20 protein-coding genes are annotated in these 21276 nt (G+C 43.4%); 7 read left to right on the top strand and 13 right to left on the bottom strand.

Annotated features, from left to right (window positions below; genetic code table 11):
• Window positions 1–29: 29 nt before the first annotated feature.
• Window positions 30–413: a prepilin-type N-terminal cleavage/methylation domain-containing protein gene (locus G4D73_RS00970; RefSeq protein ID WP_044109680.1), complete on the bottom strand. Its 384-nt coding sequence runs from the start codon at window positions 411–413 to the stop codon at window positions 30–32.
• Between the two features lie 473 nt (window positions 414–886).
• On the opposite strand from G4D73_RS00970, the gene metK reads away from it, so the two are divergent.
• From metK to G4D73_RS00955, 3 genes are all read left to right on the top strand, one after another.
• Window positions 887–2053: a methionine adenosyltransferase gene (gene metK / locus G4D73_RS00965; protein ID WP_004279972.1), complete on the top strand. Its 1167-nt coding sequence runs from the start codon at window positions 887–889 to the stop codon at window positions 2051–2053.
• Between the two features lie 343 nt (window positions 2054–2396).
• Window positions 2397–2741, top strand: coding sequence for a hypothetical protein (locus G4D73_RS00960; protein ID WP_213687160.1), 345 nt, complete (start codon window positions 2397–2399; stop codon window positions 2739–2741).
• A 267-nt stretch (window positions 2742–3008) separates the two neighbouring features.
• Window positions 3009–4220, top strand: a complete 1212-nt coding sequence (locus G4D73_RS00955) for a YeeE/YedE family protein (RefSeq protein WP_005107247.1) — start codon at window positions 3009–3011, stop codon at window positions 4218–4220.
• Between the two features lie 56 nt (window positions 4221–4276).
• Here G4D73_RS00955 and G4D73_RS00950 read toward each other — a convergent pair whose 3' ends face one another.
• From G4D73_RS00950 to G4D73_RS00940, 3 genes are all read right to left on the bottom strand, one after another.
• Window positions 4277–4786, bottom strand: coding sequence for a hypothetical protein (locus G4D73_RS00950; RefSeq protein WP_213687159.1), 510 nt, complete (start codon window positions 4784–4786; stop codon window positions 4277–4279).
• A 63-nt stretch (window positions 4787–4849) separates the two neighbouring features.
• Entirely contained in the window at window positions 4850–5629 is a 780-nt protein-coding gene (locus G4D73_RS00945; RefSeq protein ID WP_213687158.1) for a TIGR03915 family putative DNA repair protein, read from the bottom strand.
• Window positions 5629–6888 (bottom strand): putative DNA modification/repair radical SAM protein, encoded by a 1260-nt coding sequence (locus G4D73_RS00940; RefSeq protein ID WP_213687157.1) that lies wholly within the window; start codon window positions 6886–6888, stop codon window positions 5629–5631. Before G4D73_RS00940 ends, G4D73_RS00945 begins: the two co-directional genes overlap by 1 nt.
• 207 nt (window positions 6889–7095) lie before the next feature.
• Here G4D73_RS00940 and G4D73_RS00935 point away from each other — a divergent pair, with 207 nt between their 5' ends.
• Complete coding sequence (locus G4D73_RS00935) at window positions 7096–8139, top strand: NAD(P)H-dependent flavin oxidoreductase (RefSeq protein WP_213687156.1); 1044 nt, start codon at window positions 7096–7098, stop codon at window positions 8137–8139.
• A 54-nt stretch (window positions 8140–8193) separates the two neighbouring features.
• On the opposite strand, the gene G4D73_RS00930 is transcribed toward G4D73_RS00935, so the two are convergent.
• Both G4D73_RS00930 and dusB read right to left on the bottom strand, forming a co-directional pair.
• Window positions 8194–8871 carry a hypothetical protein gene (locus G4D73_RS00930; protein ID WP_180038555.1) on the bottom strand — a complete coding sequence of 226 codons (678 nt, stop codon included), beginning with the start codon at window positions 8869–8871 and terminating at the stop codon, window positions 8194–8196.
• A 249-nt stretch (window positions 8872–9120) separates the two neighbouring features.
• On the bottom strand, window positions 9121–10146 hold the full coding sequence (gene dusB, locus G4D73_RS00925; RefSeq protein ID WP_004646654.1) for a tRNA dihydrouridine synthase DusB: 1026 nt from the start codon (window positions 10144–10146) through the stop codon (window positions 9121–9123).
• Between the two features lie 80 nt (window positions 10147–10226).
• Between dusB and G4D73_RS00920 the strand changes: the two genes are divergently transcribed.
• The gene (locus G4D73_RS00920; RefSeq protein WP_004646653.1) at window positions 10227–11435 is read left to right on the top strand and encodes a DUF1615 family protein; all 1209 of its coding nucleotides are present in this window, start codon (window positions 10227–10229) and stop codon (window positions 11433–11435) included.
• Window positions 11402–12055, top strand: a complete 654-nt coding sequence (locus tag G4D73_RS00915) for an HAD-IB family hydrolase (protein ID WP_004729896.1) — start codon at window positions 11402–11404, stop codon at window positions 12053–12055. Before G4D73_RS00920 ends, G4D73_RS00915 begins: the two co-directional genes overlap by 34 nt.
• A gap of 193 nt (window positions 12056–12248) precedes the next feature.
• On the opposite strand, the gene G4D73_RS00910 is transcribed toward G4D73_RS00915, so the two are convergent.
• Together G4D73_RS00910 and G4D73_RS00905 are read right to left on the bottom strand one after the other, a co-directional pair.
• The gene (locus tag G4D73_RS00910) at window positions 12249–13343 is read right to left on the bottom strand and encodes a fatty acid desaturase family protein (protein ID WP_004279989.1); all 1095 of its coding nucleotides are present in this window, start codon (window positions 13341–13343) and stop codon (window positions 12249–12251) included.
• 14 nt (window positions 13344–13357) lie between these two features.
• Window positions 13358–14422: a flavin reductase family protein gene (locus G4D73_RS00905; RefSeq protein WP_213687155.1), complete on the bottom strand. Its 1065-nt coding sequence runs from the start codon at window positions 14420–14422 to the stop codon at window positions 13358–13360.
• A gap of 152 nt (window positions 14423–14574) precedes the next feature.
• On the opposite strand from G4D73_RS00905, the gene fabR reads away from it, so the two are divergent.
• Window positions 14575–15255 carry an HTH-type transcriptional repressor FabR gene (fabR, locus tag G4D73_RS00900; protein ID WP_213687154.1) on the top strand — a complete coding sequence of 227 codons (681 nt, stop codon included), beginning with the start codon at window positions 14575–14577 and terminating at the stop codon, window positions 15253–15255.
• A 62-nt stretch (window positions 15256–15317) separates the two neighbouring features.
• Here fabR and G4D73_RS00895 read toward each other — a convergent pair whose 3' ends face one another.
• From G4D73_RS00895 to G4D73_RS00875, 5 genes are all read right to left on the bottom strand, one after another.
• The gene (locus G4D73_RS00895; RefSeq protein ID WP_213687153.1) at window positions 15318–16118 is read right to left on the bottom strand and encodes an alpha/beta fold hydrolase; all 801 of its coding nucleotides are present in this window, start codon (window positions 16116–16118) and stop codon (window positions 15318–15320) included.
• Window positions 16119–16255: 137 nt separating this feature from the next.
• Window positions 16256–16522 carry a PAAR domain-containing protein gene (locus G4D73_RS00890; RefSeq protein ID WP_213687152.1) on the bottom strand — a complete coding sequence of 89 codons (267 nt, stop codon included), beginning with the start codon at window positions 16520–16522 and terminating at the stop codon, window positions 16256–16258.
• Between the two features lie 143 nt (window positions 16523–16665).
• Window positions 16666–19503 carry an RNA polymerase-associated protein RapA gene (rapA, locus tag G4D73_RS00885; RefSeq protein ID WP_213687151.1) on the bottom strand — a complete coding sequence of 946 codons (2838 nt, stop codon included), beginning with the start codon at window positions 19501–19503 and terminating at the stop codon, window positions 16666–16668.
• A gap of 143 nt (window positions 19504–19646) precedes the next feature.
• Window positions 19647–20291 carry an RluA family pseudouridine synthase gene (locus G4D73_RS00880; RefSeq protein WP_213687150.1) on the bottom strand — a complete coding sequence of 215 codons (645 nt, stop codon included), beginning with the start codon at window positions 20289–20291 and terminating at the stop codon, window positions 19647–19649.
• 133 nt (window positions 20292–20424) lie between these two features.
• Complete coding sequence (locus G4D73_RS00875; RefSeq protein WP_213687149.1) at window positions 20425–21132, bottom strand: phosphopantetheine-binding protein; 708 nt, start codon at window positions 21130–21132, stop codon at window positions 20425–20427.
• Window positions 21133–21276: the final 144 nt, after the last annotated feature.

Genomic DNA, 21276 nt, shown 5'->3' with positions numbered 1-21276 from the left:
GCTTAGGCTAATTTCCAACCTCGGCAGACTTATTGCCCTTGACAATCTTTAGGCAAATAGCGCTGCTGAATATCAGTGGAATAACATTTGTCACTATGAACATCAAAAGCGACTGATTTCCCGCGAATGGCCATATCGACTCCCTGCTCTCGTATCTTGAACTCTATCCGGCAAGCGGCATTAATAATGACTTTTTCGATATATTGACCATGCCCACCAATCTGGCGTCCGGCATCACAGTGCTGATCCGAAGCAATAAACTGGGTTCGATATGCTCCAGCCTGTTCAAACACTTCGGCCAATTGATTACGCACGACATAAGCTTGATAACTCATAAAAGCCATCGTCACTAAAATCGCGATAATGATGAGCACGATCAGCACTTCAATCAGGGTAAATGCCTTTTGATACATGATTTCTGATCTCCTTACAGTCTTGCTCCAAGAAGTCCATAGCAAAAGATGTCGCCATTCCTAACCAGCTAATGTGGAAGACTTAGCGCTAATATGAAGATATACCCGAACATCAACAAGACATTTGGTCGCAAGGCGCACAGCCTGAATCTGCTTTATTGATGTAATGATCACTTGCTTAAGTAAATTTTGAATTTTGAGCTTTGTATTTTTTCTATCGTCTATTTTTTTAAGATTTAATCGGAAATCTAAGCATTTAATTTTCTGACAGTCTGACGGATTAAAATATTGTTGCTTCATATTCCCCAATCAATAATGCTGTCTAAATAGACATATCAATTTTTTTAATTCTATTAATCAATTAAAAACACAATAATTTGAAACAATTTCGACCAATTTTGTCGTGTTAAGCTAGTCCTAGAGCGCAACTCGATGTAACATATCGGGTCTTTAAAATTAACTGTGATAGGACTATGCGCGAGTACGCTGTATTTACTTCGGAATCTGTAAGCGAAGGCCATCCAGATAAAATGGCTGACCAAATCAGTGACGCTATTTTGGATGCAATCTTAAAAGAAGACCCATATGCACGGGTTGCTTGTGAAACGCTTGTAAAAACAGGTGCGGTTGTACTTGCCGGTGAAATCACAACGACAGCAAATGTTGATTTTGAGGCAATTGTACGTCATACCGTAAACGGAATTGGTTATCACCATTCTGATCTTGGTTTTGATGGTTCAACCTGTGCCGTGATCAACATGATTGGTAAACAGTCACCTGAAATTGCTCAAGGTGTCGACCGCCAGAAACCTGAAGATCAGGGTGCCGGCGACCAAGGTTTAATGTTCGGTTACGCCAGCCGCGAGACTGATGTATTAATGCCTGCGCCGATTTCATATGCGCATCGCTTGATGGAAAAGCAGGCTGAATTACGCCGTAATGGCACCTTGCCATGGTTACGCCCAGATGCAAAAAGCCAGGTAACGTTTGCTTATGAAAATGGCGTACCAGTTCGTTTAGATGCAGTCGTTCTTTCGACTCAACATGATTCTGAAATCACTCAAGCGAACCTGAAAGAAGCTGTGATTGAAGAAATCGTGAAAAAAATCATTCCTGCTGACATGTTCCATGCAGACACCAAATTCCATATCAACCCAACGGGTATGTTTGTGATCGGTGGTCCTGTAGGTGACTGTGGTTTAACTGGCCGTAAAATTATCGTAGATACCTACGGCGGTATGGCACGTCACGGCGGTGGTGCTTTCTCTGGTAAAGATCCCTCTAAAGTTGACCGTTCTGCTGCGTACGCAGGTCGTTATGTGGCGAAAAATATCGTTGCTGCTGGCCTGGCTGACAAGTGTGAAATTCAGGTGTCTTATGCAATTGGTGTTGCTGAGCCAACTTCAATTTCAATCAATACCTTCAATACTGCAAAAGTCTCTGAAGAATTGATTATTGCACTGGTTCGTGAACATTTCGACTTACGTCCATATGGCATTACCCGTATGCTTGACCTGATCCAGCCGATGTATAAGCAAACTGCTGCTTATGGTCACTTCGGTCGTGAAGGTTCTGATACTGCCTTTACTTGGGAAAAAACAGACAAAGTTGAAGCACTTAAAGCCTCTGCTGGTCTATAAGTTTTGTTTAAAAAAAGCCTGTATCGTACAGGCTTTTTTTTATGCCTATCCTTTCATCATTATTGGAATGATCTTCGACTCGTGATTGCAAACATTTCACTTAATCGTCCATGCTATAAGCTGTTTTATATCATGCCTTGGAAATATCCCTCTCCACAAATCCCCTCCTATTCCATGAAACTTAAAACAACTTGTTAAATATCTTCTGGCTGCACCAAGATCGTATAAGTATTGAAAAAAGTTACAGTTAATCAACAAATATTGATCTATTTGCTAGCATAAATCTAAATAAATGGCTGCTAAATTAGATTGCAGCTCTACAACAACAAAAGGATATGACTCGATGAATAAATTACTGATTGCTTTAGGTTTGGCGACCACTGTTGCCTTAGTCGGCTGTAGTAAAGACGAAGCACCTGAAACAGGCGCAACCACAGGTGAGCATTTAGAAAATGCAGCCAATCAAGCTGGTCATGATATGGAAGATGCAAGCCGTGAAGCTGCCGTAGAAACTGAACGGGCACTGGATAATGCAGCAGAAAATACTGCTCAGGCAGCAGATGAAGCAGCTGCAGCAACATCTAGAGCAGCGGATGCCACTGCTGAAGCAGCACGCAAAGCAACTGCAGCAACAGCTGCGGCAGTTGAAGAAGGTGCTGGAGAAGTTCGGGAAAAAGCTGAAAACTGATTTTAGCATTCAGTTTGACGTTTAAAAGCCTGCGATTGCAGGCTTTTTTTATCAGAGATGATTTTAAATAGCGAATGATCTAAATTGAAATTGCATTATTTCTTGATAGGATCAATTTTTTATCTAAGTGAGTGGATAAAATCAGATAAACTGATAAAACTTATCAAGTATTAGAATGACTTAATTGTGATTCAATCGGCAAAACGGGCTACATTTAAACTGAAATTCAGTAGAATACCAGCCTTTATTTTTAAAATTTAATCTCCCATGTCAGTCATTGTTGCTGCTTCCCAACGGTCGAATATTTCGGTCTGGGCAGCTTTTATTTTGCTTATCATAGGTACAATCGGTGCCTATCAAATCGTAGGCTTAAATCAGGCCCTATTATTTTTGGTTGGTGGTGCACTGGGCATGACCCTGTACCATGCTTCATTTGGTTTTACTTCGAGCTGGCGTGTCTTTATCAAGGAACGTCGCGGCCGTGGTTTACGTGCGCAGATGATTATGCTGGCGCTGGCAGTTTTACTGTTCTTCCCCGCTTTAGGTGCAGGTGAATTGTTCGGCAACCCAGTCAAAGGCAATGTTAACCCTGTTTCCATGTCAGTCATGATTGGTGCCTTTATTTTCGGTATCGGTATGCAGCTCGGTGGCGGTTGTGCATCAGGTACCCTGTATACCGTAGGTGGCGGTAGTGCACGTATGCTGGTGACGCTCTTGTTCTTCTGTATCGGGTCTGTGATTGCGACCTCGCACCTTGACTGGTGGTTTGCCCTGCCACATCTTGAACCGATTTCACTGGTAGAAAGTTTAGGCGTTCTCCCTGGATTACTGTTGAGCTTTATCGTTTTTGCCATCATTGCTGCAGCAACAGTTTATTTCGAAAAGAAACGTCATGGCAGCCTGGAAATTGAGCCACGCAGTGAATATCAGGGCTGGAAGCGCTTTGTTCGTGGTCCATGGCCTCTGATTTGGGGCGGGATTATTCTGACCTTACTCAACTTTGCCACTTTGGCACTGGCAGGTCGTCCTTGGGGCGTGACCTCTGCACTGGCAGTTTGGGGTGCCAAAGGTGCTACGCTTGTGGGTGTTGATGTAGCTTCTTGGGATTATTGGCAAAAAGCAGGCAATGCTAAAGCACTGGCAGAATCATTATGGTTTGATATTACCTCCATGATGAACTTCGGTATCATGCTGGGTGCTTTGTTGGCAGCAAGTTTGGCAGGTAAATTTGCGCCGAATTTCAATATTCCAAAACGTTCACTGATTGCTGCTGTTGTAGGTGGCATAATGCTGGGCTACGGCGCACGCTTAGCTTATGGGTGTAATATCGGCGCATATTTCAGTGGGATTGCCTCTGGTAGTCTGCATGGCTGGTTGTGGCTGGTGTTTGCCTTTATCGGCAATGGCATTGGGGTAAAACTTCGTCCAATCTTCTTCCCGGATGAGAAACCGCAGCCTGAAAAACTAACCGGTTGCTAATGATTAAAATCAAAAAAAGCCCATCAATTTGATGGGCTTTTTTCTGGCTTTAGGATTTACAGCGCAGCTTTTAAATTACAGCCATAACCCATGGTCTGCTGAACCTGACGATAAGTCGTATAACGATCCAGAATAAAGGTATAAAAATGATCAGCATCAGAGAAATTAGCTTTTAAATTTTCATTCTTGGCATTGGGCAATTTAATGTCATCGACCAGTTCCAGATTGTAATGTCCCAAACGGAACATATCGGCAAAATAACTATTCATCATATCGCAATAGGCGATTTTACTAGGTTTTAATGCGTTACTGCTAACGAGATGCTGGTTCAAGCTTTGCAGATTATTGACATCTAAAGGAAACTGGTGTGCGAAAGCAATGCTTTCGACTTTCTTAAATTTCTGAAAGTCTTGGGCTAACTGGACATTGAGTGCATCAAAACGTTGCTGCAGTTCCTGTGCGGTCTGAACCTGATATTTGGCTGGATCTACGACCGGTTTTTGTGGTTGTTCCGAACATGCAGTTAATCCAGTGAGCAGCGCTAATGACGTTAGCCATACCTTCATGTTTATACACTCAATTTAAATATACCAATGCTTATTATGCCTGAAAGCAGCTTGATGTACTGTTTAAAGTAATTTCTCATTCATATAACGCCAGTAGCGCTTTGGCACATATTGAATATGCAATTTCATGTTCTTGCGCGCCTGAATATTCACACTGTTAAAATAGTCTTTCCAGAGCTGATCATATAGCAGCTCTTGATCATCCAGTTCAATACTGAATGATTGACTATGACCAATCCGGATTTGTGGATCGATTATTTCAGCGTTCATCTCGACCTGATGCATCTGCCTTAAATTATAATAAATACCGTAATTACGCTGCTCGTCATAAATCAGCCAGCTTTGATCCTGATAACGCTCCTGAAAATGTCGGGAAATAATCGGCAAGACATTAAAATCCGGTCTGACCAGACTCAGAAACAAACCATCTTTGGCTTTTTTAAAGCGTACAAAAGCCTCCATACGATGCTTTTCCCGCCCCACTTGCTTGGCCCATTGCGACATGCCGATCACCGCAGTATGACCATAATCTTTATCGACTGGACGCTGGTTTTGAAAGACATAGACTGCAAAATCAAAAAGAGTCTGGAACGCTGCTTCCTGCTCTGACAAAAACGTATAGTAAAAAGCACGCAAACTGCTGGAAGATACTTTCTGCTTTAATCCCTGCCACACCCGCTGCCCATGCTGATCATTAGAGGCCACATGGATAAATTCATCAAATAAACCTGTTTGTGCTTGAGGATTGGCCGTCACTATCACGTTAAATTCTTTAAACTCGAAAGCACGAAATACACAACTGAGCAGACCAGTCATGCTGCCATCAAAACAGTAACTTGCCACTAGAAACCCAATCCTAATTGAGGTGAAAGTTGCTGCTGATATTTGGATTGTCCTGACATCAAAATTTGCTGGCGAATCTGATGGGACTGCTGATCTTTCTTAAATTTCGGTGTATCTGCACAGCGGATAAAATGCTGCGCCCGGTTATAAGCCACGCCCATGCGTTTTAGCTGGTCAATATGAATCTGTCCAAAACGGCGGGCCTGTACAATTTTCTGGGCAGAACGTACACCTATACCGGGTACCCGTAGAATCATTTTATAGTCGGCACGGTTAATATCGACTGGAAAGGCTTCAGGATGACGCAAGGCCCAACTGAGTTTGGGATCAATCTCCAGCTCCAGATTCGGATGCTGCTCATCGACAATTTCATCAGCAGCAAAGCCATAAAAACGCATCAGCCAGTCAGATTGATACAGACGATTTTCTCTTAATAATGGCGGTGCTGAACCGATGGCGGGTAAGGCTTTATCTTCAGGATTAATCGGGATATAACCAGAGAAATACACCCTTTTCAGCTTGAATTCCTTGTAATGCCGATCAGCCATCAAAATAATATCCTGATCGGTTTCACTATGCGCGCCCACCACCATCTGTGTGGTTTGTCCGGCAGGTACAAACTTGGGGACTGACTTGATCAGCTTGCGTTCATCTTTGAGCTGGATCAATCGGTCGCGTACAATGCCCAAGTCTTTTTGTACTTCGGCATGGGTTTTCTCAGGCGCAAATTTTTGCAGTCCCGCTTCCGTCGGCATTTCAAGATTAATACTCATACGGTCGACATACAGTCCGGCTTCGGTAATGATCTCCTGTGATGCACCCGGAATAGTTTTCAGATGGATATAGCCATTAAAGTTTTCTTCGAGTCTAAGTTTTTTGACCACCTGTAGCATCCGTTCCATGGTGTGATCGGCCGATTTAAAAATTCCCGAACTGAGAAACAGCCCCTCAATATAATTACGCCGATAAAAATTCATGGTCAGATCGACGACTTCCTGCACGGTAAATGCTGCACGCTGGACGTCATTGGAACGGCGCGAAACACAATAGGAACAGTCAAAAATACAGACATTAGAGAACAGAATTTTCAATAAGGACACACAGCGGCCATCTTCGGTATAACTATGACAGATACCATTCCCGGTATTGCCCACACCCTTGTCTTTATTTTTACGGTTGCTACCACTAGATGAACAAGACACATCATACTTGGCAGCATCGGCTAAAATTTGCAGTTTTTCACGGATACGATCAGACATGAGCTCAGAGAATATGTGACCAAAAAGCTATTATAAAGTGTTCAATTCTAGGCTAATAAAAGTTCTATCTTCTTGGCGACGTAGCGTGTCGCAAGAAATGTAAATAACACGTAACCCATGCTGCAGTATTTCAAAATAAAATAACCAATATGAGTTGCTTAATTTTGTGCTCAAGGGCAAAGTAAAAGCATAACAAGGAGCAAATCTATGTCTTTATTAGAAAATCTCGGAATTAAACATCCTATTTTCTTGGCACCGATGGCAGGTGTCTCTACACCTGAGCTTGCTGCCGAAGTTTCCAATCAGGGCGGCTTGGGCTCACTGGGTCTGGGGGCCAGCAGTATCGAGACTGCACGACAACAGATTTTAAAGACCCAGGAACTGACAGATTGCCCTTTTCAGGTTAATTTTTTCTGTCATGAGAGTGTACCTGTAGATGAGGCTGTAGCGCAGGCATGGATTGCACAATTTAAAGATAAATTTGCCGAATATGGCGCTCAGGCACCGGATCATTTGGAATGCATTTATCCGAGTTTTAAAGACAATGATAACTTCCTGAATCTGGTATTAGAAACCAAACCGCGAGCAGTCAGCTTTCATTTTGGGATTCCGCATCCGCATCAGATTCAAGCCTTAAAACAGGCCGGGATTCTGACCATGGTGTCTGCCACCAATTTTGCCGAAGCTAAAGCTATTGAAGCAGCCGGAATTGATATCATTATTGCGCAGGGTATTGAGGCTGGTGGCCATCGCGGGATTTTTAGCACCAAGTTTGATGCTTCAGTCAAAACCTCCAATCTGGTGAAGCTGATCAAACAGCATTCTTCCTTGCCGATTGTAGCGGCAGGCGGGATTATGACGGGTGAGCAAGCGCGTCAAATGATGGATTTCGGTGCAGATGCCGTGCAACTTGGGACTGCATTTGTGCAGTGTAAATCTTCTAATGCCAATGATGCCTATCGTAAAGCCTTATTTTCCAAGCCACTCACTCAGGTGAGTGCCAGTATTTCCGGTCGTCCTGCACGTGGCATTATTAACCACTGGCATATTGAGGTGGATACACCCGATCGGCTGGATGTTCCCGCTTATCCATATACTTATGATCTGGCCAAGCAATTACATGCTGCTGCTGCCAAACATGGGGATCAAGGGTATGGCGCATTCTGGGCAGGTTCAAATGTGGCGCAGATTCGTGAAATGGAAGCTTCCGATTTGATTAACCAGCTCGTACTGGAAATGAAGCATCTTTAATCATTGAATCATAAGAAAACCTCTCACATGGAGAGGTTTTTAGTTTATTTAGAATTAGCGTGTGACACGATGCCAGGCATCTTTAACTGCAAATTTAGCTTCTTCCCAATTGAGGCGGGACTCACCTTTTAACTGTTCCCACTTGGTACGCAGTTCAGGTTCGGCACGATCAAAATCCGTATCATGCTCATACATCGGACGGTTTTCATAACCGACCCGATAAGCACCGCGATAATCACGATCATAATCTAGATCGCCATATGTGCTACGCGTTTCATTGAAATACGGGCGATTATGATACTCATCTCTCCAGTAATTATCTTCTGCACTCAAATGATCTGGATGTCGATAATTATTTGCCTCAGGCAAGTTCTCTGGATGCTGGTAATTATCTGTCTGCTTCCCATGATCAGACGTTGCAATGTCATTACCTGCAATACCGCCAACCACTCCACCGATAATACCACCCACCACTGCACCTGGAGGGCCACCCACCAGACCTGCAACTGCGCCTACCGCAGCTCCGCCCAAAGTACCGGCACTGGTCGCAGCCAGATTATCTTCACCTTCATTCATGTCTGGAACACGAGGATTATCTTTCACGGGTGTATTCAAATCTGGACGCGCATTGGTATCAGTCGGATTGATATTCAGGCCTTCACTGCGTTCTTGTGGCAATTCCGTTGACGTTTTATGGCTAAACTCTGTGACTGGACGATTGGTATTTGTCATTACAGATCTCCCTCAATGATGACGATAAACAAGATGGATCACATCTGGTTTATATCTGGATAGGTTCATCATAGAGGAAGCTTGAGTAAGCAATGTCCAAGTCCTGTCCAGTTTAAGTGAACAAACTGTGCTGCTATGTATTAGACAGGCTGAAGTGTAAACAGAATGCAAAAATCCGCCTGCTCAAGATAAAAAAGGTAGGGATTTCATGCAAAAAATATTACATGATTCGCTGAATTTTGCCCGTCATTACTTGGTTTCCAGTAAATTCACCTGCTCGACCTGTACATCATTCATGGTTAAACCATGTTCTAGCAGTGCATTAAAATAATCTTCTACCACACGATACTGGTCAGCGGTATTTTCTACCTGATACATGCTTTGACGAAATTCATTACTAGAACGCAGTCCTTTGGTGTACCAGGCAATATGTTTACGGGAAATCCGGCAGCCGGAATACTCGCCATAGAACTCGTATAATTCTGTCAAATGTCCCAATAGAACATCTTTCACTTCTGTAATACTCGGTGCATCAAGATGTTGACCGGTTTTCAAATAATGGGCAATTTCACGAAAAATCCAGGGCCGACCTTGTGCTGCACGACCAATCATAATTGCGTCTGCACCAGTATAATCCAGCACATATTTGGCTTTTTCCGGACTGTCGATATCACCGTTAGCAATCACGGGAATCTTCAACATTTCCTTTACGTCTTTGATTAAAGAATAACGCGCGGTATTCAGGTACATATCTTCACGGGTACGGCCATGTAAAGCCAGTGCCGCAATTCCGGCTTGTTCAGCACGTTTGGCGACCCGTATAATATTTTCCTGGCCGTTCAAATAACCAAGACGGGTTTTTAAGGTCACTGGCACATCAACTGCAGCCACAACTGCATCCAGAATACGCGCAACTAGATCTTCATCCTGCAATAAAGCAGAACCGGCGAGTCGGTTACAGACCTTTTTGGCTGGGCAGCCCATATTAATATCAACAATTTGCGCACCATTGGCCACCTGATAACGTGCCGCTTCAGCCAGATCATGGGGATCTGAACCAGCAATCTGCGCTGAAATCGGTGCCAGCTCTCCATCAAAATTGGCACGATATAAGCTCTTTTTACTCATGCGCAAAGTTTTGTCAGATGTCATCATTTCACTGACAGCATGGCCTGCACCAAAGTATTTGCACAAGGTTCTAAACGGACGATCGGTCACACCTGCCATGGGAGCGACAATCAAATTGTTTGACAGTTGATATGGACCAATATACATATAAATTCATCACTTTTTTGATGGGCATAGTATACTGCATCTGCCTTATTCGCTCATCTTTTCAATTAATTTACGACACCATGAATAAAACTTTCGCTTCTTGTTTTTCTTTTAAGTCATTGTCTGTACTTGTACTTTCTCTGGGTCTTGCCGGTTGTGGCAATGGTTCATGGTGGTCAAAAGATGATGAACCGACACTTGAAGTTGAACATATTCGCAAAGCTATTCCAAACCGTGTCAACCAACGTGAGTCTTGGGCACAAGATATTTATGACATTACCGAACAGCTCGGCATTCCTCAGACCAAGGAAAATGTTTGTACGATTGTGGCAGTGGTTGATCAGGAATCTAACTTTGTTGCAGATCCTACTGTTCCGGGTTTGGGTGAAAAGGCGGTTAAGGAAGTCCAAGGTCGCCTTGATGAAAAATTCAAAGATAAGCTTGGTCAAGCAATTGGTGGCACAGTTGCAGGATATTTCCAGGAAGTTCTCAAGAACCATCCGAGTCCTGAAGACAACTACTTAAGCCAGATGCGCCGGGTCAAAACCGAACGTGAACTCGACGAATTATATCGTGAAATATTTGATTATATGTCAAAGCATTATCATGTTAGCGCCCTGACTGGTGCTGCCAAACTGGTCGGCCAGAATATTGGCGAGAAAATGAATCCAATTACCACCTTGGGTTCAATGCAGGTACATATCAGCTATGCGAAAGAACATAAACGCCAAGGCGGCAATATCGCAGAGTTACGTACCGATCTCTACAGTCAATATGGCGGTCTGTATTATGGGATTCATCGCCTGATGATGTATCCGGCGGATTATGACAAGCCAATTTATCGTTTTGCGGACTATAACTCGGGCATGTATTCCAGTCGAAATGCCGCTTTTCAGAGCATGTTAAATGATTTAACTGAAGCCGAACTTGATCTGGATGGCGACTTATTGCTCTATACTAAAGATGGCGCGATCCGTTCGCAGAAGAGTCAATCTGAGCGTGAGTTAATCAGTGTTTTTGCCAAAAATAATTTTATTATCACTGAACGTCAAATCCGAGCTGATTTAAAGAAAGAAAAAGATAAAGACTTTGAAGATACGATGACTTATCGTGGTGTCAGCAAGCTTTATCAGGAAAAAACGGGTAAAGATCCTATCTATGCCATTATGCCTGAAGTGGTCATTTCCGGACCAAAATTAAGTCGTGATTATAATACTAACTGGTTTGCTACCCGCGTCGATGGTCGATATCAAACATGCATGCGCAAAATCAAAAATCTAAAACTCTAGCCTTATTTGATTTTGATGGAACCCTGTATCTACATGATAGCTTTACCGGGTTCATTTTCCATGCCTTAAGAAAACGGCATATTGTGAAACGCGGCATGCAAATTTTGCCATGGATACAGGCCTATTATTTAAATTTCTATCCGGCACACCGCATGCGACCCAAATTGTATGCCAGCATGTTTAAAAACAGTGATGCAGAGGAAATTCTGCAATTAGCTCAGGATTATGCACAACAACTAATATTCAAGTTGAATCCGAAATTATTAGAACAACTTAAACAGCATCAACAATTAGGACATGAAGTCGTGCTGGTATCAGCCTCATTGGATTTGTATCTTAAACCGGTGTGCAGTTATTTAAATATCGATTTAATCTGTAGCGAAGTTGAAATCAAAGCTGGGAAATTGACAGGGTTTTATCAAACTCCTGACTGTAGTAACACACAAAAGAAAATTAGAATTCTAGAAAAATATAATCTGGATAATTATGCTGAAATTTATGCTTATGGGAATAGCAAGGAAGATATAGAAATGCTCAGTCTGGCGCAGCAAAGCTATTTTGAGGGTCAAGATCAACAGCTTCCAAAAATTAATATTTCAGCTCATTCGATGCCATATTAGTCCTTTCCATTCTATCGGGTTAACCTACTAAACACCTTTAGACAACGCTATAAATGGCAGATTAACTTTTTTACTTTATGCCTTGAAATCATCTTAAATAGCTTCGTAATCAGGATTTTTACTTCCTGAAGTATTCGCCTCCTAGCTAAAAAAACCACTTCATTTGAAGTAGTTTTTTTAGCTTTAAGAAAAATTATTTCTTAAACGGAAATGCATATTTCACAATACGTTTGATCACACTACCGTACTGTTTTACCAAGCTGGCATTGTTATAGTTCAAACCATATTTTTCACAAACAGCCTGAACTTTCGGTGCCATTTGACGATAGCGACGTGCAGGTACATCAGGATACAAATGATGTTCAATCTGATGACTTAAATGACCCGTCAAGATATGAAACGCTTCAGAACCAGTCAGATTGGATGAACCACGAATCTGGCGCATATACCAGTGACCACGACTTTCATTTTGCAGTACCGATTTCGGGAATACTTCCACATCTTTGGTAAAGTGACCACAGAAAATGATACTGAATGTCCAGATATTACGCAGACCATTGGCCACCATATTGCCGGTCAAAACCGGTAAAGCCGCAGGACCTGCGATGAGTGGAAAGAATACATAATCTTTAAACAGCTGCTTACCGATTTTATTCTGCATTGGACGCCATTCTTCTTTGGTCTGCTCTTTGCTTTTGCGACCTTTGAAGTATTTACCCAATTCAAGATTCTGAATCGCAACGCCCCACTGGAACAATAAACAGAATGGCACTGCATAAATCGGTTGCAATAAATATCCCGGTTTCCAGCGCTGTTCCGGGAACAGGCGTAATAGGCCATAACCGATATCATCATCCATACCTTTAATATTGGTATAAGTATGATGCTTGAAGTTATGGGTTTGACGCCAGTTGTCTGAAGTCCCTACGATATCCCATTCATAGGTCTGACCATTGAGTTTAGGATCATTCATCCAATCATATTGACCGTGCATAACGTTATGACCCAGTTCCATATTTTCCATAATTTTGGCAAAGCCCAACAGGCCTGTCCCCAACAACCATGCTGGCGGGAACCAGCCTGCAAACAGCAAGGCACGACCGGCAATCGATGAATAACGAATCGTTGAATAGACACGACGGATATATTTCGCATCTTTTTCACCTAGATCATCTAGCACTTCTTGCTTAATCGCATCGAGCTCACGTGCAAGTTCATCAAGTTCAAACTGGGTTAATTCACGGTTTTTAGGATTTTTAAAATACTGTAATTTTACTGGCATATTCATAAGATAAAACTCGCTTATAAGTCGATGACAAGGTCAGTCTGCGCTGAGTTAATACAAATTTTGAGCAGGTTGCCGGGTTCGGTATTTTGTGCACCATTGACCAAATTCTTGGTCGAACCTTCTACTTTATTGCAGGCACATTTATTACAAATGCCCATACGGCAACCATGGGTCGGTTTAATATTTTGCTGTTCCAGGCTCACCAGAATGGACTGGCCTTTTGGAATGCTGACCATTTTTTTCGACTGGGTCAGGGTGACATTAATAAAGCCGGTATCCGATAGATCTGCTAAACTCATGCTAAAGGCTTCACCTTTAAACTGTTTTGCCTGAGCAAAAAGCTGTTCTGCTTTGGATACAAAACCTGAAGGACCACAGCAATATACGATGCTATTTTCCAGATTTTGCAGATCGGTCAGATAGGTTTCATCCAGACGTGCAGCAGCTGGCTGTTCTTGAGTGGCATACACATGAAATGAGAAATTTGCATGTTTCTGAGCAAGCTCTTCAAACCGTGCTTTAAATGCGGCATCCTGATCTTTTTTAACCCAGTACCAGAGAGTGACTGGTGCAGATAGTTCACCTTTTTTGCTCAAGCTTTCCAGCATACTGAGCATTGGAGTAATACCACTCCCTGCTGCAAGCAAAATCAATGGACTCGTCTGCGCAGGCAAGGTCATATCACCATAAGGGTGACCAAATTCGATCACATCACCCACTTGTGCCTGTTCTGCAAACCATGTGCTGACTTTACCGGCATCGACTTTTTTCACATTCAGCAACACATGCTGAGAATCGACACGGGTCAAGCTATAGCTACGTTCATAACGAATGCCATTCACCACCACATAGACCGGATGATGCTGCCCTGCTTCACCAAACTTAAATAAGCGATTCACCTGAATTTTCAGACTCAGCATATCCTGTGCTGCATTTTCTTTGTGCACGATCTTGCCTAATGGCTGATTCAACGACCATACAGGATTGAGTTTCTGAATCCAGAAATTAATCGCATGCTGATCGATTACACTGTCAGACAGTGCATTCAACGGCGTTTTAAGTTTTTGGAGTACATGCATCGTTTGCGACATCACCTTGGGTTTTTAATTATTATACATATGTATATATATTTGTATATACAACTGTATTGTTTCTAATCATTTCACAAGCTTGACTGGCTCGGTTATAATAAAATGATTCATGCATGAACCTATCGATGAACGAGCCTTCAATGGAAATAAGCAGTGACGCATCTTTATTACAATCGAAAAGCATTGATGAGCCGATTATCGTACGCAGTGTCGGTCGCAAGGCCACCATTACCAAGGAAGAACTGTTTCAGGCTGCGTTGAATCTGATTGGGCCACAAAAAAGTATTTCTTCTTTAAGTTTGCGTGAAGTCGCGCGTGAGGCCGGTATTGCACCGAACAGCTTCTATCGTCATTTTAAAGATATTGATGAACTGGCCATTGAGCTGATTGATCGTGCCGGGATTGTATTGCGTCAGATTCTGCATGAAGCACGCCTGCAAGCCTCTCGCCAGAACAGCATCATCCGCAGTTCTGTAGAAGTCTTTATTGCCCAACTGGATGCCGATGAAGGCAATCTGAGCCTGTTATTGCGTGAAGGTTATACCGGTTCCAAATCTTATAAACAGGCGGTAGAACGCCAGTTAAATTATTTTCAGCAAGAACTTCAGGATGATTTGATTCGTCTGGAACGCCTAAACAATAAGAAGTTATTTCATCCGGATATTGCCGCCAAAGCGATTACCCAACTGGTCTTCAACATGGGGGCCAATGTGATTGATATGCCTGCCGAAGACCGTAAAGAAATTGCCGAACAGACCATGATCATGATTCGGATGATTCTTGAAGGTGCGCGTCATCTGGAAGATTCTCAACTACGCTAATTTTCCGACCTGCATGAAGCTATATAAAAGAGACGTAATCAACGTCTCTTTTTTTATGATGATTACAAAAGTACAAGTTGGGCTTTGACCGCCTTTGCAGTGGCCTCCGGATACTCAAGCGGGAACATATGCCCGCCCTCAACCACAGAATAATTAATCTGATAAATCTTGTGCATCCCTTGTGGCAAACCCTGCTGATAAAACTGGCTTTGCTCTGCAGTCATCAGATGCATCGGCACTTCAGGCGGTCGGCGTGGTGTTCTCCACCACCAGGCTGGCACAGTCCGGAAGATTTCCGCTTCTATCTGTTTTGGAATAGTTAACGTCACCCCACCACGTTCAGGTTCTGGCTGAATGCCGCTCTCGATATAATCAGCAAAACACTGCTCATCGAAATTTTTAAATAAGCGGTTAAACCGGAGTGCTTCAATTGCGACCTGTTTCGATGGCCAATAATCTTTGCGTTTTAGCGTAATTCCTGCGGGTGTATAACGATCGACACTTTTCAGATTCAGCTTTTTAATCAGTTCAAACATGGCGCTATTTTTTCCAATCACAAATGGTGGATCCATAATGACCAGTTTGGAAAATAGTTCGGGACGTCGATACGCCGCCATCAGGGTCACCAGACCACCAAAGGAATGTCCTAAGCCAATCACTTGCTGCTGAGGAAACTGCTGCTCGATATCTGCAATTACTTCATCGACCAGATAACGCCAGTCTCGCGTAATTGGATATTGCGGGTTCATGCCGATCAAGGGAATCGCTTTGACCTCATAGTCTTGCTGAAAATAGTCCAGAAACTTTTGGTAAGTTGCCGCAGGGATGCCATTGGCATGAGTAAAATGTAGGGCTTGCTTCATTATTTTTTAAACGCAGTGCGTATTCATCCTGAAATCGTAGGCCAAGCTTAATGCGCTGCGTATTAATTTGGCAGTACAAAAATGCTCAACGCATGACCTCAAAGTCACTTCTCGCTATCTCTAGAAAAATAACAGACTTATTTCTGCGATACAGTCAAATGCTGCATGGGTAGAAAAATCGCCCCGCAACTGGTTTTATCCCCCGCGATGACTACCGCTCTTCCTTTGACTGTAATTGATAAGTCGCTAGCAATTGCCCCGACCATGGTCTGGCATTTGGGACAATAATGCTTCATGCCATTTAAATGTACGGCGATACTATTGATCAAAAAAGAGGGTTCACATTCAGTCACCATGCCGCCATGACTGGTCTTTGTGCCAAGGGTAATCAATGCTTTTGACATACTTTGTCATTCTTATTATTCAGTAGGCTAATTTTAAACAGGAGGAAAATGACAGACCAGCATTCTCCGACAAAAAATAATAAACCCGGATTTTGCCCATAAAAAAAGCAGCCCGAAAGCTGCATTTTTTTATTGCGTAAAGCTTAAGGCTTGACCACGACCATCACCTGAATCGCTTCCGGTGTTACCGATAAACCATCCAGCAGGCTTAGACCCTCTTTCTGCAACTTCTGTAAACGTGCAATTTCATCTTCACGGATACTTGGGTTGAACTGTTTCAAATAGGTCAGGCGATCAATTTCATATTGCCATTTATTGCCATACACTTCTTTGGCTTGCTGCTTGAAGCCCGGCAATGCACTGCGTGCCAGTTCAAGCGCTTGCTGATAACGTGCTTCAATCACATCACGACGTGCTTTCACCACCTGACGGCAGCTATTACCATCTAAATGATGCAAGTAAGGTTTCAGGATTTCTGGTGCAATCTTTTGTGATAGATCCTGACCTTTTTCACTGAGCAAGACACGAATCAACTGTTGCGGCAAGCTAGACGGCAAGTTCAATGCTTTCGGAGCCACCACATCGACCTTGAACCATACTTCTAACAATACCGAACCTTGTGGCAATGCTGCAGATTTTAATACCGCAACGTTGGTGCTACCAAAGCCTTGGGTATTGATCATTTCCATCACACTTTCAGTGAATGGATGTTCAAGTGTCAGGTATTGGGCATCTTCACGGATTTGCGCCTGATCACGATAGAAAGTCGCTGTAATCCCCTCTTCATCTAGCGTCAAACCTTGAACCTGCATTTGATCGGTTGGCTTGATGATCACTGTACCGTTACTTTGCTCATCAAAGTCGATATTCGTAGACGCCATAAAGCGCTTCATGAAAATCGGCAAAGTGGTATTGTCATCATAGTCTTCAAGCGCGTTAACAATTTCCTGTGCCACCACCGGACGGCAAGAATTGTATTCAAGCAAACGGTCACGACCTTCCTGCAATTCAGCTTCCAGCGCTTCACGTTGCACGCTGACTTCTTCTAGCAGGTCTTCAAACTCTTGACCTTTGTCCGCCAATAGACAGTCTTTTAAGCGAACAATAAAATTTTCTTGCAAGGTCTGTGCAGTTGGAGAAATATTGCTGAAAATATTCAAAGCTTCGTTATACCAGCGGAACATACGTTCTTGTGCAGTTCCCACCAGATAAGGCACGTGAATCTGAATGCGGTTTTCCTGACCGATACGATCCAGACGACCAATACGCTGTTCCAGCACATCCGGGTTCGCAGGTAAATCGAACAAAATCAGATCAGAGGCAAACTGGAAGTTACGTCCTTCTGAACCGATTTCCGAACAAAGCAGAATCTGCGCGCCATACGAATCTTCAGCAAAATAAGCTGCGGCCTGGTCACGTTCTAATAAGCTCATGCCTTCATGGAACATTGCCGTACGAATACCGGCATGTAAGCGAAGTACATTTTCCAATGCTTCAACCACTGGACCGCTACGTGCAATCAGTAAGACTTTCTTGTGTTTTAAATCAGTACGCAAACGCTCCATCAGCCACATCACACGTGGATCAGCTTCCATCCACGAGCCATCTAACTGGGCTTCTTCAGGCCACATTTGCTCACGTAATTTACCGTCTTTAGACCAATGTTCTGGTGCCGGTAATGGCGCTGGCTGACAGTCACGGCCCGGGAAACCTTGAATCGCTTCACGCGTATTACGGAACAGGATACGGCCTGTACCATGACGGTCTAAAAGCTCATGAATGGCACGGAAACGCTGCTCAGGATGGTCTTCAATCGGATGACCTAACAAGGCTTCAATCGCAGTTAAATGCTCGGCTTCTAGCGGCATGTCTGACATCAGCACTTCTGCAATTTTAGCTGTATGCTGATACTGTGCTTCTTCGTCGAGGAAACGATCCAGCGAGTTAAAACGCTGTGGATCAAGCAAACGTAGGCGTGCAAAGTGACTTTCCACACCGAGCTGTTCAGGTGTTGCCGTCAATAACAACACGCCCGGCGTATGTTCAGCCAGCTCTTCGACCAGATCATAACGGTCATTACCACCATCTTCTTCACTCCACATCAAATGATGCGCTTCATCGACCACCAGCAAATCGAAACCTGCTTCAAGTGCCTGTTCACGCAGATCTTCATGGTCGACCATCAAATCGACAGAGGCAATAATTTTTTGTTCGGTCAGGAATGGGTTCTGTTCAGGATCATGTTCTTTGATCGATGCCGTACGAGTCAAATCAAACAGCGAGAACTCAAGATTGAAACGACGGCGCATCTCGATCATCCACTGATATTGCAGTGAATCCGGCACTAAAATCAGGATACGTTCAGAACGGCCAGTTTTCAGCTGTTGATGGATGATCAGACCCGCTTCAATAGTTTTACCCAGACCCACTTCATCGGCCAGTAATACACGCGGTGCAAAACGCTGACCAACTTCATGCGCAATATAAAGCTGATGCGGAATCAGACCGACACGTGAACCCACCAGACCACGCAGTGGACTGCTTTGCATATTGGCCTGCATCAGCAGTGCTTCAATACGCAGGTCATACCATTCTTTATAATCAACCTGACTGGCCAATAAACGGTCTAGAGGCTTAGACAGCTGGATGGTCGCACCAATACGGGTTTCATTCAGCGATTTACGTTCTTCAGTTCCATCTTCCAAGGTACGAACGACATGATAACGCACCACGCCATTGCGGTCTTCAACGGATTCTACAATCCACTTGGTCCCTTCCTGATCCTGTAATTCATCTTTCACATTAAATACGATACGAGATAAGGGTGCATTGCTGCGTGCATAGACGCGGGTTTCATCGCTTTTCGGGAATAAAATGCTGACCGACCGCTCATCAACATCAATAAGAACGCCTAAACCGAGTTCTGTTTCAGTATCTGATAACCAACGTTGACCAATAGCAAATTGCTGCAATTTTTCCACCTTTATCTTAAGTACAAGATTATGAATATTAGGCTCAATCACGAAACGTCATTGGAGCAAAATTCCACACCTTCAAGCAATGTATTTTGACATAAAGCCCACTAAAAAGTGAGCATAATTCACGCCGATTAAAGAAGTATTTCCTAGAACGGCGTCGGACAATAAAATTCGACCAACTGCTCTGTTTGAGGATGATAAAAACTCAAACGTTCCGCGTGTAAACATAAACGCGAGCTGAGCTGTTGCTGTTCGGATGTCGCATATAAGGTATCGCCAATAATCGGATGTCCGAGATATTGCATATGCACCCGTAGCTGATGTGAACGGCCGGTAATTGGGGTCAGTTTCACCCGAGTCACGGGCTGTCCCTGAATATTAAAATGTTCGATCGCCTGCCAATGCGTGATGGCCGGCTTATTATGTGCGGGATCTGCGATATGTAAGGGGGGACGGCTTGGATCATACACCACTGGCACTTCAATAGTGCCTTCACCTTCGAGTGTACCGGCAACCATAGCCTGATAGGTTTTATCAGTCTGGCGTTCCTGAAACTGGCGGGAAATGGTTTTTTGTCCCCATTTGCTCAGACCAAAGGCCAAAATACCGGATGTATCGCGATCCAGTCGATGAATCAGTAAAGTTTTGGGTTCTAATTTGACCAGACGGTTGATCAGGCAATCTTGTAAGTCTTCTGTTTTACCGGGAACTGTGAGTAAACCTGCAGGTTTGTGGATGACCATGAAATCGTCATCACGATGTATCAGATGTTCGGTTAGAAAATTACTCAAAGTTCAATCCCAGGCTGATCGTGAAAAACAAGGCGGCAATGATAGAAAGCTTAGCCAATAATTACAATGCGCATTTATGTAAATGACGATGAAATTTCCGATTTAGCGCATAAAATTGCTCAATCGCAGCGCATCAACCTGAGGATTTTAAAATGAAGCTTGCCAATTCGTGCAAAGACGGATGTTTTAGCACATCTTCATAACGGATATTGGCACCATGTGCACGCCATATACCGACTAGACTCACCACCGCTACCGAATCCAGACCATAATTTTTTAAGTCGACATAGGGATCAATTTCCAAAGCATCCATATCCAGCTGTTCTGCGACAGCCAACATAATGCCTTTGGCCGACAATACATATTCGGAAGATGCGCTTAAATCCCATAAGCGGGTCAGGCTATAGGTATTTAAGTGATGTATCCCCTGTGCCGAAATATTTTCAATCCACTGAATATGCTGTTCCTGATTCACCAATAAAATCGCATCGTCGACCACACCGATTTGATCCGTCACACTCATCAGATGCGGCAAAATCTGTTTCAGCATTGGTGTGACCTGCCCGGCAAAAATTAGTTGCGGATGCGTTGAGGCATATTCTCCCAATTGCTGCATGCCTTGCATCAGGTCATCGCCGTATAGATCGACAATGGGAATATCCAGTGCTTTGGCTTTATTACTGATCTGGATCAGATGAGTCATCAGGTCGCTGTCTTGTATACCTGCCATCATCCTTAGGTTTTGCAGGCCTACCAGTACCAAAACAGATTGTGTTGAGGACAGCTGCCATTTGGCTTGGGAGGGTGAAAGCTGGATTTTTTTAGGGATGGGGTAAAGCATGGGAGGCTCTTATAAATACAAAATAGCATGATAATTCATGCTATTTTAGCTTAGCACCGATTTTAAAAATACTTTGATTTCACGAACATTTATTGTTCTAATTTCGCATAATCGCCATTATCTTAAATAAGCATAATTCAATAC

It is taken from the genome of Acinetobacter sp. WY4, from assembly GCF_018438165.1.
In the GTDB taxonomy this organism is placed as follows: Bacteria; Pseudomonadota; Gammaproteobacteria; order Pseudomonadales; family Moraxellaceae; genus Acinetobacter.
This window is presented reverse-complemented; position numbering and strand designations above follow the sequence as displayed.

Bases quoted from the DNA above. Each gene is read 5' to 3' on its own strand.
- G4D73_RS00950 (WP_213687159.1), bottom strand. From the start codon at position 4,786: ATGAAGGTATGGCTAACGTCATTAGCGCTGCTCACTGGATTAACTGCA.
- G4D73_RS00905 (WP_213687155.1), bottom strand. From the start codon at position 14,422: ATGCATGTACTCCAAAAACTTAAAACGCCGTTGAATGCACTGTCTGAC.
- G4D73_RS00920 (WP_004646653.1), top strand. From the start codon at position 10,227: ATGAATAAAACTTTCGCTTCTTGTTTTTCTTTTAAGTCATTGTCTGTA.
- G4D73_RS00930 (WP_180038555.1), bottom strand. From the start codon at position 8,871: ATGACAAATACCAATCGTCCAGTCACAGAGTTTAGCCATAAAACGTCA.
- G4D73_RS00875 (WP_213687149.1), bottom strand. From the start codon at position 21,132: ATGCTTTACCCCATCCCTAAAAAAATCCAGCTTTCACCCTCCCAAGCC.
- dusB (WP_004646654.1), bottom strand. From the start codon at position 10,146: ATGTATATTGGTCCATATCAACTGTCAAACAATTTGATTGTCGCTCCC.
- G4D73_RS00970 (WP_044109680.1), bottom strand. From the start codon at position 413: ATGTATCAAAAGGCATTTACCCTGATTGAAGTGCTGATCGTGCTCATC.
- fabR (WP_213687154.1), top strand. From the start codon at position 14,575: ATGGAAATAAGCAGTGACGCATCTTTATTACAATCGAAAAGCATTGAT.
- G4D73_RS00910 (WP_004279989.1), bottom strand. From the start codon at position 13,343: ATGAATATGCCAGTAAAATTACAGTATTTTAAAAATCCTAAAAACCGT.
- G4D73_RS00940 (WP_213687157.1), bottom strand. From the start codon at position 6,888: ATGTCTGATCGTATCCGTGAAAAACTGCAAATTTTAGCCGATGCTGCC.
- G4D73_RS00915 (WP_004729896.1), top strand. From the start codon at position 11,402: ATGCATGCGCAAAATCAAAAATCTAAAACTCTAGCCTTATTTGATTTT.
- metK (WP_004279972.1), top strand. From the start codon at position 887: ATGCGCGAGTACGCTGTATTTACTTCGGAATCTGTAAGCGAAGGCCAT.
- G4D73_RS00935 (WP_213687156.1), top strand. From the start codon at position 7,096: ATGTCTTTATTAGAAAATCTCGGAATTAAACATCCTATTTTCTTGGCA.
- G4D73_RS00890 (WP_213687152.1), bottom strand. From the start codon at position 16,522: ATGTCAAAAGCATTGATTACCCTTGGCACAAAGACCAGTCATGGCGGC.
- G4D73_RS00895 (WP_213687153.1), bottom strand. From the start codon at position 16,118: ATGAAGCAAGCCCTACATTTTACTCATGCCAATGGCATCCCTGCGGCA.
- G4D73_RS00960 (WP_213687160.1), top strand. From the start codon at position 2,397: ATGAATAAATTACTGATTGCTTTAGGTTTGGCGACCACTGTTGCCTTA.
- G4D73_RS00955 (WP_005107247.1), top strand. From the start codon at position 3,009: ATGTCAGTCATTGTTGCTGCTTCCCAACGGTCGAATATTTCGGTCTGG.